A 15,946-nucleotide genomic window follows, 5' to 3' on the forward strand; every position below is an offset into this window, starting at 1 on the left:
GACTGAATCTGTCTTGAATGCCCGTTCTGGTCGGATTCCTCCTTCTCTTCTGCCACGCTAACCCCGTGAACTTCTACGGGAAAAGAACTAAAAGCCAATGCTTAGATCGATCGCCGCAAACACACTCTGCTGAATCATAGGAACCCCGAAACACATCCTTCTGTTACGCCTGTTATCAGCCTTTGATGCTCGATCGCGAGTTGGTCTCCTCAACATCTACATCTAAAAAGTGCAAGTGACTCTCTTCCTCAGTATTGACCGCAATCGCTAAACCTGTATTTCCCCAAGGGGCGATCGCCCGGGGTGCGACGGGGCTGCTAAAATTCCCTACTTGAATGCCTTGACTGTTTAACACCAGAATCTGCCCCCCAACATCTGCCAACACCCATCCCCAATTGGCTATACAAGCAGACACGGGCAAACTTTCAAGGGGAATTCGCGCTACCTTGAGCGGCCACAATTTCATCAACAGCACGGCCGCTTTGCCAGATTGAGGAATTCCCAGTAAGGTATACGGTTCAGGTGTCAGCAGCATTTCTCCAACGCTGACCGACAACCGCACAGAACCCACCGCCGTGCCGCGGCGAGTGTAAACTCTAAAAATAGTTTGGGGATTTTTGGGTTCGTTGTCCGACCAAACTACTAAGACGTGTCGCCGATCCAAAAACATTAATTCTGGTAAATAGTGTTCCGGTAATGACACAGTAGCGATCGGCTTCAGGGCTTTTTCTCGATCGCCCGAAGTGCTGTTTGCAGCTAAAGCATAAAAGCGCAGTTCGCCCGGAACAGCTACTGTCAGCCAGTGGCCGTGAGAATCAACAGCAGCTTTAAAAACATCTGTACCTTGCCTAGAACCCATATCCAGTAAGCACTGAGGCTCCCAAGAGCGACCGTTGAGCCAGTAAAGTTTTTGCGGAGTCAGAACGCAGCAGCCGTGGGAAGCAGGTAAAATGCCGCGCACAATTTCCGGCATTGATATTGTGCGCGGCATTTCTTCTGTAACTAGCTGTTTTTCCGGCTGACACCAGACCTTCACCTCTGTACCTAAAGCAGCGTAGAGATAGGTTTCAGTGGCAATTAAAGCGGTCAGCGGTGCAGGAAGTATCAGCGGCTTTGGCTGGGAAAGCTTGGGGCGCACAGTCCGAAGTAAATTAATAGTCGGCTGTGAGGCTTCTTCCTCTTCGACTTCCAGCAAAGACTCAGTTTCCGGCTTCAGACTTTTAGCGTCGCTGGTTGCGGGGTTTTCCCAAGGAACAATGCAGTCGCCCAATTGCCTGACAGCAGGATCGTACATCACCAATCGCAGGGCTTGAGCCATTTGGGAAGCGCTGGCAAAACGGCGGGCCGGCAGCTTTTCCAAGGATTTTTTGACTATTGCTTGCAAAGGTTCGGGAATAGCCTCGGGAAGTAGCAAGCGTTGATTCAGGTGCGCCCACCTCAAGTCTCCGGGGGTTCCGCCGAAAGGGCGGTAGCCCATTAGCAACTCAAACAGCAGAATTCCAACTGCATATATATCTGACATGGGGGAATAAAGACCGTAAAACCGCTCTGGGGCCATGTAAGCCGGGGAACCTACGGTAGCGTCGGGAGAAATTTCTTGGTGGAGGCGAGTGGTACCAATTTCTGGCAGCCGGCGCGCGATGCCAAAGTCAGACAGCCGGGGCGACCAACCTTTGGCTCCTAAAGTTAGGAGGATATTTTCGGGTTTGATGTCGCAGTGAACTACACCTCGGCGGTGGGCGTAGTCTAAGCCTGCTAAAACTTCCATGACTAACTGCAAACCTTCAAGCAGCCGCAAGGGCCGGTCTTGTTTGAGGAGGTTGCGGAGGGTTCCTCCCTCGCAGTAGTCCATAACCAAGTACCTGCCTGTCGCTGTATGTTCTAGAGCTCGGCAGGTGACAATGTTCGGGTGCTGCAAGGTGATCAGAAACCACAGCTCTCGCAAGAATTCGCTAGTTGGGGCTTTTTGATGGCTGAGTTCTTTGAGAGCAACCAGTTGGCTGGTGAGGCGCGAGTCCTGGGCGGGAGATTCTCGAAGGCTTGCACAAAAGACTCGACCAAATTGTCCTTGTCCGACTAGCCCTAAAATGCGGTACTTAGAATGTTGCATCGGTCTAATTATAGAAAAAGCTTGAGCTAGTATTAAAATATGTAAATAATTCTGACAAAAATTCAAATTTTTGAATCGCTCGCCAGGTACAGCCTATGATATCTCAGGTTCATTCTCAGCCTCCTTGAGAGCGATCGCACAGTCGCACCTACTAAAATCCTTGAGTTTCGGAATCACTATCAATCTTGCCGGATTCGGCTGCCAGATCGGGAACTACCTGTGGCTGCTATTTTAGTCGATCGCGACTATTACAGTTTTTTCAAGACCGTCAAGAAACAATCTAAGGTTTTAGCTTTTCAAGGCTAAGCTCGGGAATCGGGGCGACAAGGGCAGCGATGACCAAAACAGAAGCGCGGTTATGCAATCTTGGTTAGAGAACCAGAAGCCGATGCTGTCGTCAAGGCATATTAACCTTTTTGAGCGTTAGCCAAATTTTTATTGGCTGTGAATATGTCGATCGTACTTGCTAAATACTGAAATTGACAGGAGCAAAAATCAATATGGTTAAAATTATTAAACTAGATCCAATTGCCGAGGAAATGGCAGTCGAAACCCGCTCGAATATCCTGTCGGCCTTACTTTCCAAAGACTTAGACGTTCTCAAGGAATGCGGGGGGCGGGGAATGTGCGCTACCTGCCACGTTTACATTAAAGAAGGCATGGAAGGCTTGTCGGACATGAACCGCCGCGAGAGAAGGACGCTGGAAGTCATTACTACAGCTAAAGCCAATTCGCGACTTGCTTGTCAGGCTCAAATTATGGGCGAGGGTGTGGTTGTACAGTTGCCCGCAGGGATGTACATTAATGCTATTGAAAATGTCGAAGCTCTGATCGGCCGCCGGGCCCAGCAAGATTTATTACACCCCATTACGGGTAAAGTAGTTGTAGAATCGGGAAAGTTAATTACTCGTTCGATCGTTACACAGCTTAATGAAACCCGCTTTCAAGTAGGACAGTATTTAGTTCGGACTAAAGAAGCTTAAACCTGATATGTTTGTATTTTAGTAATAGAGAAAAATTTATGTTGAGCCAACTTGCACGTTTGAGCACCGAAGCAGACGGACGCTACGCTAGTGCTGAAGAACTCCAATTTTTGAAAGACTACCTTCAGTCTTTGAATCACCGGATCGGTGCTTATAAAAAAATTCAAGCGTCTGAAACAGAAATTATGCAACAAGTGGAAGCACAAATGCAGTCTCTCGACCCTAATTTATTTCGCCGGGGGACTCAAGATGTGACCCAAAAGTGCCGTGGAGATATTGTGCAGGTGTTGAGGCATTCGGCTGCCGCAATGTTGATTGACGATACTGAACGGTTGCGCGATCGGCTCCTGCTTTGGTTGCAAACTATTTTAGGCGCTGTTCAAGTTCGCAATACTGCGACTGTGACCTACGATGTAATGAAAAAGGTACTAAAACAATATCTCACTGTGGAAGAAAGGAACTTATTTTTTCCGATTCTGGATAACAACCGCACTTTACTCGGCAAATAATCAAGGGGGTTGATTAACAGTAAGACTTTTTCTGAGATTTGCTAACAATCACTTACATTGGCCTTCTTGTCTTTATATCATATAGAATGAATTTAGCCACTCAGATTTAGGTGAAAAACCTTGGTAGTACGCAACCGCTATATAAATAAGTTGCCTCTACATTATCAAAGCAAATAATCAGATTGGGTAATAGCTGTAAGCGATAACCAAGCTGAACGCTAGAATATAAGTGCTTGTAGAAATTTCTACGGGCATCGGTTGATACGCCTTGGTTGAGATTCAGCTCTCAACTTATGTATTTGTTAGCAAATGTTAGCAAAAAGTATCGGTTGACACGTTAACGGCGATAAACTGTGCCGTTAGGAAGAATGACTCCGATCAACTGCGCTCCCCTTAAATCGGCCTTAGTGAGAATGGCTCCGCGGAGGTTGGCTCCGGTCAAGTCAGCTTTCTGCAAGTTGGCTTGACTCAGGTTTGCTTTGCTCAAGTTAGTTTCATGCAGGCAAGAATTAGAAAGGTCGGCATTGATCAGATAGGCTAGGCTCAAGTTGGCTTTGCTGAGGTTGGCACCGCTCAAGTTAGCTTCCATCAGATAAGCACCGCTCAAGTTGGCTTCGTTCAACAATGCCTCTGCCATATTGATTCCAGTTAAAAGTTTGCGGCTCAAGTCTACACCGCCGAGATCGGCCCCGCTGAGGTTAATACCGCTTAAGTGGCAGCCATTCAAAGTAATATTTCTCAGGTAGGTTTTGCTCAAATCTGCTTTGCACAAATTGGCTCTATCCAAGCAAGCTTCGCTGAGGTCCGATCCGCTCAAGCACGCGCCATTTAAATAGGCTTGAGTGAGATTAGTTCGCCTGAGGTTAGCTTTCAACAGGTTGGCTTTACTGAGGTTAGCACGGGTTAAGTTGGCTCCGGCTAGGTTGGCTTCGGATAATTCGGCTCCGGTGAGCTGTGCTTCGGTCAAGTCTGCCTCTTTGAGACTCGCTAGACTTAAGTAAGCATCTTTGAAGTTGGCCCCGTTGAGATTGGCTTTAATCAGATAGGCTTTACTGAGATTTGCCGCGCCGAGATCGGCTTTGCTAAGGTTGGCCGCGCTCATATCTGCGCCTATGAGATTGGCCTTGGGGAGAATTGCTCCGGTCAGATTTGCCCAATTCAGGTGACATCCGGCTAGGTTGGCGCCGGTGAGATTGGCTCCAGTGAGATTGGCTCCGCTCAGACTTGCTGCCATGAGGTTAGCGCCGGTGAGATTGGCTCCGCTGAGGTCGGCTTTGCTGAGGTTGGCTCGGCTGAGATGGGCTTTGGTGAGGTCAGCCCCGCTGAGGTTAGCACCGATTAAGTAGGGTCGTTGCTGGTGTTGGTTGAGGTTTGCCAAAATTAGAGTTGGGGCATCACTGGAACGGTATAAATCGATCGGACTCAAGACAATGCCGCGCAGATTTGCCAGTCTAAAATCTCTTTCGCCGGCTGCATATCGATTTAGAAGTTCGTTGGCGTCCATTAAGTTCTAGCAAAATGTTTTAGGTTGTGATTGCTTTTAATTTTTATGAGTTTCTAGGATAAGTTATGAATTGTCTAGCTCCTAGTTATAATCTGGTTTTCTTTAAATAGCTAAAATCGGATTTTCCAACTCTTTAGCTTTTTAATAATTTAACTCACAGTTTTGATTGTAGTAGATTTAATGTCTGGGTAGCCATCGATTTGACAGCTATTAGTTTGTTGCTAATAGCTGTCAAATAAGTCAATTTTTTTGGGAAAGTTGACTGATAATAGCTTCGTGTTCTTGTCCTTCTTCGAGGAAATTCTCTGCTGGTTGGAGGCGATCGCGCAGCCCTAAAATAAAGCGATTGCAGTCCGAACCCAAGGATTCGCACGAGGTTTGCAGGCAGTGCAGTTCTCGACCTGTTAGCTGACTAAAGAACGAACTTAAAATACCTGCTTCTAGAAAACAGGCTGGCTGCTTAGACTTGGGGGCTGTTTTGGCAAAAAGAGAGTTAGCAGTTTTTATTATTAAAAAGCCCTGTTCGGAATAGCTGGGGTCCAGTTCAAGTGTTCCCCATCCGTGAGTTTTCCAGCACTGTTGCAAGGACTGAAGAAATTCTACCATTTCCATTTCGGAAACTGGCTGACCGTAGTATTCGCTGACCTCTTCGCAAAAACGCACGTAGAAGTTTTTACCCCACCAGCGACCGCAGTTGAAAAGCACGAGGCGGGAGGCTTGGCCGGTTTCTTGTTCTAAGCCGATATAAATGGCTTGAATCAGTGTTTGTGGGAGCGCTATGAGCCGATCGCCCCGGCGGTTTTCCAGCAGGCCGAGTTCGAGGTCGCCTCGGACGTAGGCATCGCTGGCAAAGTAGTTTCCAGGGAGTCGTGGCTGTTTGAGCAAGTCGGCAATATTAATCATCGGGAATTGGGAATTGGGAATTGGGAATTGGGAATTGGGAATTGGGAATTGGGAATTGGGAAGAAAACGGATTATTTATTATCTTGGTCAATAATTGACTGCGCTTGGTCGAAAAAGGGTTGCAATATAGCCCGGGCTTGCTCGGAAAGCAGTTCTTTTAAACGAGTTTGTAGCAGATTGCAAACAGTTGCTTCGATATTTTGAGTTTGGTGGGCTTCAACTATGCCGGAAAGCCAGTCTAAAAGCCGCTGTTTGAGAAAATCTCGATCGTTGAGCAGCATAGCCATAGCGCAGTACCGCAAGATTAACACCCAGTGTTTGAGCGATCGTTCTAAGGTTTCTTGTTTTTCGTCGGGGAATGTTTCTTGTAGCTGGTTGGCTATTGGTTGGAAGATGCTTGCTTCCTTATCTCGCAAAAATTCGTAAATTTTTAAGCGCTGGGCAAGAGTTGCAGCTTGACGCTTAAAAGCTATGAGTTCTTCGCCTTTTAAAAAACGGTTTTCTGCCTGATCCAGCAGCGACTCAATCTCAGGGTGCATGATTTTAATTAAGTGGTAATCGGTAATTGATAAAAGGAAGTTAGGCAACAGATTGTGGAACGGATTTAACGGATGGATGTTGAAGGAAGAAGGCCCTTCGGCTCCCTTCGGGGAAGCTGAGCGGGCAAGTCGCGAGCGGGTAAAAAGAGGGAAGAGGGAAAAGGGATGATAAATTGCCCTCTTTTTGTTTTCCATTACCCACAGAGATTAAAACAGGTCGAAGAGGTCATCAATGGTGACTTCTGCCGATTCAGAAATAGAAATTGCTGGTAAGGGTGGCGGTAGGGGCCGAGCACCGACTTCGGGAATTCCTTCCCAAGAAATAGCTTGAAAAAAGTCTGCTACTAGCCGGGTTAAATTCAGCACTTGACCGGGGGTCGAGCCATTCTGGGTTTCTAAAGGTTTTCCCAGCCAATTATAGTGACCAAAGAAATCTTGGACAGACTTGTCCAACCATGAAGTTTGACTTTTCATATTTCTTGCTGCCTGGAGAGATCCACAATCGCTGTAAGATTGCGAAAATGGTGGGAGGAAAGGCAGGGCCGGTGATGTGCCTTTCCATGTTTTTTAGCGTAATATTTCACCGTGTTGCAGTCTAGTTTGAATATCGCGGGCGTTGGCACCTTCGTTGAGCCAAAATGCTGCTGCATCAATTTTATCTGGGTTGCCTAGCAGGAATTTGCAATAGCTTTCTCCCATTGAGTAACATTGGAGTTCTATGCAGCTTAGAGGTTTTTTGACTAGAGAGCCGAAGAAACCGGCGAACAAACCGGCGTATAGGTGACAAACTGGTTTGCCTACGTCGCCCAATGTGCGAGCAACTGCTGAGTCAAAGAGGTTGATGAAGATGCAGCCGTGTTTGCGATCGCTCATGTCAACTTCCCAGCGACCCCAACCTTGAGCTGTGAAGGGCCACCACCAAGTTTCTAGCAGAAACATCAAATTTGACTGGCGAATGTTTTGGCCGAATTCGGCACTAAACCATTTTTGAAAAAATTCGGAATCTTGCAGTCCCCACTGGCAACCAATAGTATACATGATGACAGAGGAAGCCGGGCCTACTTCTTCTTCGAGTCCCTCCACCAAACCGATGATGAAGTCTTCGCTGGTAAAAATGTTACGCGACTCATTCCAGTCGTCAATTGTACCCATCTGGCGGTCGAAGGAAAAAAAATCTTGAAACCTATAGTGGCTGTGAGTTTTAGGATTTTTTTGCTTCAGGAGCGATTCACTGTGGGGAGAGATTTCTTTTTGAGCGATAGAGACCATTGGCGGCTTATTCCTTTTTGGTGTAGTTTGCTGAAAATTAGAGTCAAATAGACTGGCCTGTGTATCCAATTTAACGTTATTTTTCTAAAGGCAGGCACAGGATATAATTTTTTACTGCAATATAAAAAATTAAAATTCTAGGATGCTAAATTTGGGCGCTTGTTGGGACTTTTGGCTTCGGACAACTGCTATCTGACTGCTTGCGAAAGTGGGTGTAACCTATAAACGGCTATGTGTTATGGTTTTGTGCAAGCTATCCATTATATATATAGGGCATAGGGGATGAAACATCACGCTTGTATTGCAATAGGCATCAATCAATATCAGTTACTCCAGCCTTTGAGTTATGCCCAAGAGGATGCAGAGGCACTGTACGGTTTTTTGACTGAGGAGGCGGGTTTTGCGCCGGATGGATGTCTGCTGATGACCGATAGCTCGCCGTCGCTGTGGGGTCAATCCACGTATCCGAATCGGGAAAATATTCTGAGGTTGACCCAAAGCCTGTGCGCTGAACATCTGCAACAGGGAGATTTACTCTGGTGTTTTTTTAGCGGCTACGGTGTCAGCTATGAAGGGAAGGATTATTTGATGCCGGTTGACGGTAATCCGGCTGATATTCAGGGTACGGGGATTCCGGTAGAGTTGCTGTTGAATACTCTGAAAAATGCTCCTACGGAAACGGTGTTGGTGCTGGTTGATATGAACCGCAGCCAGATTGTGAAGGCGGGGGAAACGATCGGCTCTCAAACGGCCCAGGTGGCGCGGGATTTGGAAATCCCGACGGTGCTTTCTTGCCAGCCGAATCAAGTTTCGCGGGAAACTTCTGCTCTGCGTCAGGGGTTTTTTACGGCGGCGCTTTTGGAGGGGCTGCGATCGGGACAGTGCACGACGCTTAAGGGTTTAGACCGTTTCTTGAGCGATCGGCTGCCGGATCTGTGCGACCACCATTTGCGTCCGAAACAAGAACCTTTGATGGTGGTGAATCCTCCTGGAAAGGCTCATTTGGTGATTTTGCCGGATGCTTCTGGGGTGCCTACTGCTGCGTTGGCCGGACGCAACGGCAATATGACGGTTGGTGCGGCTGATGGGTTCGATCGCCAAATGGCGACGGCTACGGCTCGAATAGAACTCCCGGCCGCTACTCGCAACGCTCAGGACTCGCGGGTTGAGATGCCACCGGTGTCGCAGCCGCCCAATGCTGTGGGTTCGGCAGGTGGGGGGGACGATCGACCGAACTTGCAAAAGCCGGAGGATGCGGATAGCGGGGGGTCGGACAAGTCATTTTTGCAGCAGCTAGTTTTGTGGAGCTCAGCTACGGCTTTGGTGCTGCTGTTGGGTGTTTTTCTGACGAACAGATCGATTTTTCTCGGTCAGCAGGAAGGAGATCCTCGATCGCCTGCTGAGAAGGCCCAAAACTCTGGACTTCAAAAATCTGCTGGTGCTGGAGTGCCGCAGAACCAACCGCAGGCGGTGGAAGCAGGGACTGGAACCCAGCAGCCACCGTCGAGCCGGCAGGTGTGGGCTGAGGCGAAAACTTTCCTCAAGGATGGTTCGGCTTCTAGTTTTAATAGAGCGGTGGTTAAGGCTCGAACGATTCCGCCTAACGATCCGGTGTACCCGCAGGCTCAGCAGGATATTGAGCGCTGGAGTTTGACGATTTTGGATATAGCTAACGGGCGGGCTGCTCGGGGCGATTTCCAGGGGGCGATCGGGGCGGCTAAATTGATGCCTGATGTCAATCAACCAGTTTACAATCAGTCGAAACAGGCGATCGCTCAGTGGGAGGAGCTATCCAAAGACCAATACGTAAATGCTGCTTTGCTATCTGCTGCTAAGGCTCAAATTAAACGGGGGGCTGCCTCTTCTTACAGTAAAGCCATCCAACAAGCTAATAAAATTCAGCCCGGTCAGCCGAAGTATGAAGAAGCTCAGCAATTGATTGGAGAGTGGAGCGAAAGTATTCTCAAAATTGGTGAGTTGCGCGGCTCTCAAGGAAAGCTGAAAGAGGCAGTTGAAGCTGCTTCGCTTGTGCCGTCGGGTACTAAGAGTTATCAGCCGGCTCAGAAGGCGATCGCCAATTGGAAAACTAAGCTCCAACGCCAGAAAAAAGGTTGATTTGTTGATAATTTCCCGGTTTCCGACGGGGAAATTATCTTAGCGAAGGGCTCAGATAGGTCGATCGCTCGATCGATCTTGACACTGCAACAGGAGACCTACACATCGATAACTTAAAACCAATAATTTTATTCACCATTTCCCCTCCGCAGCTCCTGCGGTAGGGGATTTTATATGCTGCCCGGTAGATTCGTTTTAGGAGAGTGAAAGATATCCTAGGGGCGGGTTAATTAATATCTTTAAATCACGTCCCGCCTCTCGATGAACCTGCCCCTCCAGTGTCATTCGATTTTAGATTTTAGATTTTAGATTTTGGATTAACCCCACGGATAAATGCGGGGGCTTGAGGATTTTAGATTTTAGATTTTGGATTGATTCCACGGATAAATCCGGGGGCTTATACCATCAAGAAATTATTGGTCAACAAGCAGGTGTTTTTTACCGGATAGATGGCTGCGGTGATGCTTTTTGAAAAAAAAAGGTTGATGCACCACTCCTAAAAAAGTCAGTTTGAGTCTCAAATTAAAACATTTAATTTGGGTTTTCGATCGTTTTAGCTAAGCAGGTTAATTTATATTTAATCTCAAGTTTAGTAACTAGCAAATTGGGGATCTGTAACTGCTATTAAACACAAACGGCGAAGGCAAAATCGGCACCGTCAACCTTGACTGCGCGGGTATTGCCCTGTTGATTTGTTTTACCTATCTTTTTGGCTGTTAGGAGCGATCGACGGATGGAAGACTATTTAAACTTGTGCTATTTTGAAATTATTAGCATGGACAGATATGTTAGATATTATACAAAATGAGCCGTTATTGGCAATTCTAGTCGGCGAGCGATCGCCCCCAATGAATTCAGAAAACAGATTCACCGTCACCGATCGCAAAATGTCTCGATTCGCAAGCGGAGAGTCTTCGTTGGCGCCCAGATCGCAAAGCTGGTTTAATTAACACAAATAAGGGCTTTGCCAGAAAATCAAAAAAATATATGATTGAGAAACAAGAATAAAAACTTGCTCGCTTATGGTAGCCCATGTAACAACACGTATGCCTGAAGTTATAGTCCACAGCGAGCCATAGGGGCCGATCTAAATCAATAGGGTGAGGAGGCAGTGTCTGGGTGTTAAGAGGGGCGATCGAAGAGGAATGTTCGGCGAGCGATACCTTCCCAATGGGGGAGGGGAAAACTTAGGAAGGCAAGGATCTGAAGACAATGCTGAACTTTTTGAGTTCAGGAAAGTAGCGTTAGCACTAAACTCTGCCATATTGTCGGAGGAGAGCCAAATTTGTAACAGTTCTTAACTATGAATAATTATCCCAAAACTGCTAGCATAGTGACACTTTTGCTAGCAAAAACAGATAAAGTAAATAAAGTTGGCTAGCTCTAGAGGCCCCGATCCCCATCTAGGGGATGTTGAATCAACTTGATTCCTACCAAGTGGTTTTAGAGTTACAATTGGAGCCAAAGCATCGCTATTTAACTGAGTTCTTTAGTTAATTTTACTTTCTGCTATGAACGTGGATTTTATCAAAGCCCAAGTCAGGTTGCTACAGGGTGCAAGTTCATCGGAGCGAGAAACCCTTATTAAAAACATCGGCGTCTGTGCTGGCGTGATCAGACCAGGAGAGTACGTGACTCCACAGCGGAAGCACGCCATCACTCTCTGGCTGCAAACAAATGCTGTTCGCCTCCGGCTTCCCCAACTTCCTCTGGATTTATCGGGCCAAAAGCCTTCACACGGAAGTAATTAACGGGTAGCGACAGAATCACATAAATTAGTCAATCTTACCTAAAAGTGTTTTTTTGTTGAGCTGTACAGCGTCAATGAGACACGATTAAGATTGAAAAAATGTTTGTAGGGACAGTTGGGCCCGAAAGAAACGCCTGTGGACAAGAAGCGGCCGACCGCTTTGGTAACAGCAGGAAGTGAACGTCAAACCTCCTCGGAAAGTAGATTTGAGTAAGTTTCACAGAACGGATTATTGTGCACAACTATAACCTGGGTTATTTGCTTTTAGATTTGAGATTCACGATTTAGCTCGTGCTCCATAAATTTGCTATTTGTGGAGCGGCTGAAAAATCAACCCTATTCAATAGGTATAACTTAATTACAGGGCAGTCATTGAACTGCCTTTAATTTTGAACCCGGATGCGAAACTGCTGCAAGTTACAATAAACGCATCTACTTCCAGACAGAGTTTAGCTGAACTCTCATGTAAGCTGCTGCGTCTCTATATTGTCTGTTATGTTCGAGAGTGGAAGGGAAGAAGGGGAGAGGATTTGACGAGTTTTAGGGAGTTAATACGATCGAACAGCAGGAGTTATTAGAATTAACTTGCTTACTCATATATTTGTTAACAAAAATACTGTGCCGAAAAAACAAAAATTTCCTTATTTAGTTGGTTCGCGATGGACTTCACACCAAAAAACTTGGGGGTGGCGGCACTTTCAAGTAGTCAACCGAAAAAACGAAGGTAAATGGGTATTTGCGGAAATGGTGGCGGCTTGCGATCCAAATGTCCGTTTCTGGCTGAACGCCGAACAGTTCAAAGACCGATCGCTCTGGCAAGCTGGATGGCAGTCTACACAAGAATTAGAGGAATTAGAAACAGCAGACTAAAAGACAGGGCTGTGGGGTAGAGTGAGGTAGACATGGGTAAGGGGTAATAGCAACAGGGTAAAATAATGAAAAAAAAGTTGTGTTATTCGTGTGTTTGCTAATTAGTGCTGCATTGGGCGGTGCATTTTGCGAAGAGTCGATCGCAAGTCCAGCGATCGATCGCAGCAATATTCTGTCTGCGGATCTTCCAACTCCCGCACCGGACTTGTCCGGCCTAGTCCTGACTTTACAGAACTTACCCGCAGGTTTTACAGAGATGCCACCTGTCACTCTTAAAAACCTAGTCAGCGGTATCCCTAACTTTAAACCAGCAAGCGTTTTTGGTTATTACAAGAACGATGACCAGCAGTTTCAATTAGTCACAGAATTTACATCGCAACTGCCCAACCGGATCGATCGAGCTAAATTTGATGCAGAACTCCATGAAGGGAGTTTTGCACAACAATTTTCCCAAGGTTTAAAGAATCTTAGTAACAACGAATTTCAGTTGGCTAATCTTACCGCTTTAACCTTAGAAGACAAAATTGGCGAGGTATCGGCTGGGTGGACAACTCAAGGAAAAATAAAAGGTGTAACCATCAATGTCGAACTCGCGCTGTTTCGGCGGGGAAAAATAGGAAGTTTTATGGCGATTATGTATCTCGACGGCACTAAACCGAATATCACGATTAGCGAAGCAGCGCGCAAATTAGACAGCCGGATGATGGAATTGAAACCCGACTTAACTCGACCGCAATAAGTAGGTGCTGCAAGCCATAAAAAAAATCAGTTTTATACCTGCTGATGACCCTCAGATTAGTTACACTAAAAAAACTTGTGTACAAATAGCAGATAAACTGGTTTTTTTTGGGTTCAGTACCGATGAATATCACCAGAGATTTTAGTTTATCGATCGCTTCTGCATCCAGGAATGATATCATGTCTGTTGAATTGCCAGTTATAAACTTTTGTCGCCCGGTTGGGGCGGGTTTATAAATATTGTGGATGTGAATTGCAGATTGGTGGTGAAGCCCGGCCCAATAAGTAGTGCGGTTAATTTACCTGACATGATATGACTTAAAAGGAAGAGATTTGTTTCCAGTAAATTATACCGAAATACCTATGCCTGTTTCTGTTTCCCTGCAAAACGCTTGCAAGATTTACAACAAAATCCCCGTTGTCAATGACCTTTCGTTCACGATTGAAGCTGGAGAAATGTTCGGTCTCCTCGGCCCCAACGGTGCGGGCAAATCGACTACAATTCGGATGCTGACTACCCTAACTAAACCCAGCAGCGGTCAAATCCAGGTAGCTGGATATGACGTGATGCGACAAAGCTTGCAAGTGAAACAGTGTATAGGCGTCGTGCTCCAACAAATCAGCGTTGATACTGAGCTTTCAGTATGGGAAAATATGGAGTTTCACGGGCGGATGCACCACATCCCAAACCCGAAGCGGCAACAGTTAATTAAACAGTGGTTGGGATATGTAGAATTAGCAGAAAGGCGAGACGACTTAGTAAAAACTTTGTCGGGAGGAATGAAGCGGAGGTTGCAAATTGCCCGATCGCTTTTGCACGAACCGCAAATCTTATTTTTGGACGAACCGACAGTAGGGTTAGACCCGCAAACGCGGCGCCGATTGTGGGAAATTATTCTAGATTTGAACAAGCAGGGAATGACAATGCTGTTAACAACGCATTATATGGATGAGGTGGAGTATTTGTGCGATCGCATCGGCATTATGGACGGCGGCAAGTTAATTAAACTGGGAACGTTGGCGCAATTGCGGCAGGAACACGGTCAAGGGTTAGTGATGAAACAAATAGGCGATCGCTGGGAATACAAGTTTTTCCCTACTCTGGAAGAAGCTAATTTATATCTGGATGCCAAAGACGATAAAACTGGGATGATGGTTCGTCCTTCTAATTTAGAGGATATTTTTGTAGAATTGACTGGCAGACAGTTAGATTGATCGATTGCTCATTGCTAACAGCAGCCCTTTGATTTGAGACTAGAGATTTGAAATTTAAAAAATGGCGATTAAAAGGTCAACTTTTTCATCTAAAATCCCAGTATTAAAATCAAAAAATGAAAAGTGAAAGAGTTTTGCTTTGTTTCTCAAGCAACCGAAACTATCAATCTTTGGTGTAAGGAGAATGTTTATTACGAATTTTCTCAATTCACGATACGGAAATCACGGATAGACGGATAGGTGTTTTTTTGCTAATTCCTTCTTCTTTCCTCGGACTTATTCCCTCAACATTCATCCGTTAAATCCCGTACACCGATCCTTGCCGAACTTCAACATCCCAAGTCCCACTTCTCAATTCCCAAATGACTCGCTTAGCCACAACAATAGAAGCCATACTTTACTTAAAAGGTCAGCCAGTCTCGATCGCAGAGATTGCCGAGATTGCCAAGTGCGATCGATCCGAAGCCGAAGACGCCATCATCGAACTCATGTCTGACTCATCCCGCCGCGACAGTGCATTAGAAGTCGTCGAAACCCCCACAGGATACAGCCTGCAACTCAGAGAAGAATTTGCGAGTTTAATGCAAACTTTAATACCTCCAGAATTAGGTGTTGGAGCTTTGCGGACGCTGGCTGCGATCGCCCTAAAAGGCGGCATCGCTCAGCCAGACTTAGTTAACCTGCGGGGTTCCGGTGCTTACCAACAAGTGCAGGAACTGGTAGAAATGGGTTTCGTACGCAAACGGCGGCCGACTGAGGGGCGATCGTATTGGTTGCAAGTTACCGATAAATTTCATCGGTACTTTCAAGTAGACCAACTCCCAAAACAATTGCAAATTGACTTTCAGGCAAATTTGTACCCAAGCAATGAGGAGTAGTTTAAAGTAGAATGTAGCAAGCCAGAAATTAAGAATCGCCAAATGGTTTTTCACCCTGACTTTGACAGTAGTTCCAATGCCCAACAAACCGCAGCCAATCCACTCCTGAAGTACCTCCAACACCAATCCCCGGAGGTTCTAGCCCGCATCGCCAAGTCCGCCAGCCCAGAAATCCGAGAAATAATTTCTCATAACGTTCAAGGACTTGTCGGTGTCTTGCCTTCAGAAAATTTTAACGTCGAAATTACCACTGACCGCGAAAACTTAGCAGGTTTGCTAGCTTCAGCGATGATGACAGGCTATTTTCTCAGACAAATGGAGCAGAGGATGCACCTAGAAGAAAATTTAGCAAGCACCAGCTCGATTCAACCAAACTCTCCCAAAGACAAGTAAAAAGATCGACGGGCCGGGGAAGCTAGAAAGATGAAAGTTGTTCCAAAAAATCAATAATTATGGACGCACAGGGAATTAAAAAACCGGGTTTTCAACTAACGTAAATGGGAAGTCCCGCGCTCACCTCCGGAGGTGAGCGCCGGGATGAGAATGAACCAAAAAGCAACTTG

The 15,946-nt window shown here is 46.2% G+C and carries 15 protein-coding genes; 9 read left to right on the forward strand and 6 right to left on the reverse strand.

Annotation, left to right across the window (positions count from 1 at the left end):
- Positions 1-175 precede the first annotated feature (175 nt).
- Entirely contained in the window at positions 176-2,110 is a 1,935-nt protein-coding gene (locus tag QUB70_RS27285) for a serine/threonine-protein kinase (RefSeq protein ID WP_332984660.1), read from the reverse strand.
- Positions 2,111-2,610: 500 nt separating this feature from the next.
- On the opposite strand from QUB70_RS27285, the gene QUB70_RS27290 reads away from it, so the two are divergent.
- Positions 2,611-3,093 carry a 2Fe-2S iron-sulfur cluster-binding protein gene (locus tag QUB70_RS27290; RefSeq protein WP_172192644.1) on the forward strand — a complete coding sequence of 161 codons (483 nt, stop codon included), beginning with the start codon at positions 2,611-2,613 and terminating at the stop codon, positions 3,091-3,093.
- Positions 3,094-3,131: 38 nt separating this feature from the next.
- On the forward strand, positions 3,132-3,602 hold the full coding sequence (locus QUB70_RS27295; RefSeq protein WP_332984662.1) for a phycobilisome protein: 471 nt from the start codon (positions 3,132-3,134) through the stop codon (positions 3,600-3,602).
- Positions 3,603-3,939: 337 nt separating this feature from the next.
- Here QUB70_RS27295 and QUB70_RS27300 read toward each other — a convergent pair whose 3' ends face one another.
- The 5 genes from QUB70_RS27300 to QUB70_RS27320 all read right to left on the reverse strand — a co-directional run bounded on the left by QUB70_RS27300 (position 3,940) and on the right by QUB70_RS27320 (position 7,817).
- Entirely contained in the window at positions 3,940-5,106 is a 1,167-nt protein-coding gene (locus tag QUB70_RS27300) for a pentapeptide repeat-containing protein (RefSeq protein WP_332984663.1), read from the reverse strand.
- Positions 5,107-5,346: 240 nt separating this feature from the next.
- Positions 5,347-6,009 (reverse strand): V4R domain-containing protein, encoded by a 663-nt coding sequence (locus QUB70_RS27305; RefSeq protein WP_332984664.1) that lies wholly within the window; start codon positions 6,007-6,009, stop codon positions 5,347-5,349.
- 71 nt (positions 6,010-6,080) lie between these two features.
- Complete coding sequence (locus QUB70_RS27310) at positions 6,081-6,548, reverse strand: phycobilisome protein (protein WP_332984665.1); 468 nt, start codon at positions 6,546-6,548, stop codon at positions 6,081-6,083.
- A 207-nt stretch (positions 6,549-6,755) separates the two neighbouring features.
- A complete protein-coding gene (locus QUB70_RS27315; protein WP_332984666.1) occupies positions 6,756-7,022 on the reverse strand; it encodes a hypothetical protein in 267 nt (88 codons plus the stop codon).
- A gap of 93 nt (positions 7,023-7,115) precedes the next feature.
- Entirely contained in the window at positions 7,116-7,817 is a 702-nt protein-coding gene (locus tag QUB70_RS27320) for a V4R domain-containing protein (RefSeq protein ID WP_332984667.1), read from the reverse strand.
- A gap of 282 nt (positions 7,818-8,099) precedes the next feature.
- Here QUB70_RS27320 and QUB70_RS27325 point away from each other — a divergent pair, with 282 nt between their 5' ends.
- From QUB70_RS27325 to QUB70_RS27355, 7 genes are all read left to right on the forward strand, one after another.
- A complete protein-coding gene (locus tag QUB70_RS27325) occupies positions 8,100-9,932 on the forward strand; it encodes a caspase family protein (RefSeq protein ID WP_332984668.1) in 1,833 nt (610 codons plus the stop codon).
- 1,511 nt (positions 9,933-11,443) lie between these two features.
- Positions 11,444-11,683: a hypothetical protein gene (locus QUB70_RS27330; RefSeq protein ID WP_293129733.1), complete on the forward strand. Its 240-nt coding sequence runs from the start codon at positions 11,444-11,446 to the stop codon at positions 11,681-11,683.
- Positions 11,684-12,300: 617 nt separating this feature from the next.
- Positions 12,301-12,552, forward strand: coding sequence for a TIGR02450 family Trp-rich protein (locus tag QUB70_RS27335; protein WP_332984670.1), 252 nt, complete (start codon positions 12,301-12,303; stop codon positions 12,550-12,552).
- 79 nt (positions 12,553-12,631) lie between these two features.
- A complete protein-coding gene (locus QUB70_RS27340; protein WP_332984671.1) occupies positions 12,632-13,291 on the forward strand; it encodes a hypothetical protein in 660 nt (219 codons plus the stop codon).
- A gap of 362 nt (positions 13,292-13,653) precedes the next feature.
- Complete coding sequence (locus QUB70_RS27345) at positions 13,654-14,505, forward strand: ABC transporter ATP-binding protein (protein WP_332984672.1); 852 nt, start codon at positions 13,654-13,656, stop codon at positions 14,503-14,505.
- A gap of 362 nt (positions 14,506-14,867) precedes the next feature.
- A complete protein-coding gene (scpB, locus tag QUB70_RS27350; RefSeq protein ID WP_332984673.1) occupies positions 14,868-15,383 on the forward strand; it encodes an SMC-Scp complex subunit ScpB in 516 nt (171 codons plus the stop codon).
- Between the two features lie 42 nt (positions 15,384-15,425).
- Complete coding sequence (locus QUB70_RS27355; RefSeq protein ID WP_332984674.1) at positions 15,426-15,776, forward strand: DUF760 domain-containing protein; 351 nt, start codon at positions 15,426-15,428, stop codon at positions 15,774-15,776.
- Positions 15,777-15,946: the final 170 nt, after the last annotated feature.

The organism is Microcoleus sp. A003_D6 (assembly GCF_036702825.1).
Taxonomy (GTDB): domain Bacteria; phylum Cyanobacteriota; class Cyanobacteriia; order Cyanobacteriales; family Microcoleaceae; genus Microcoleus.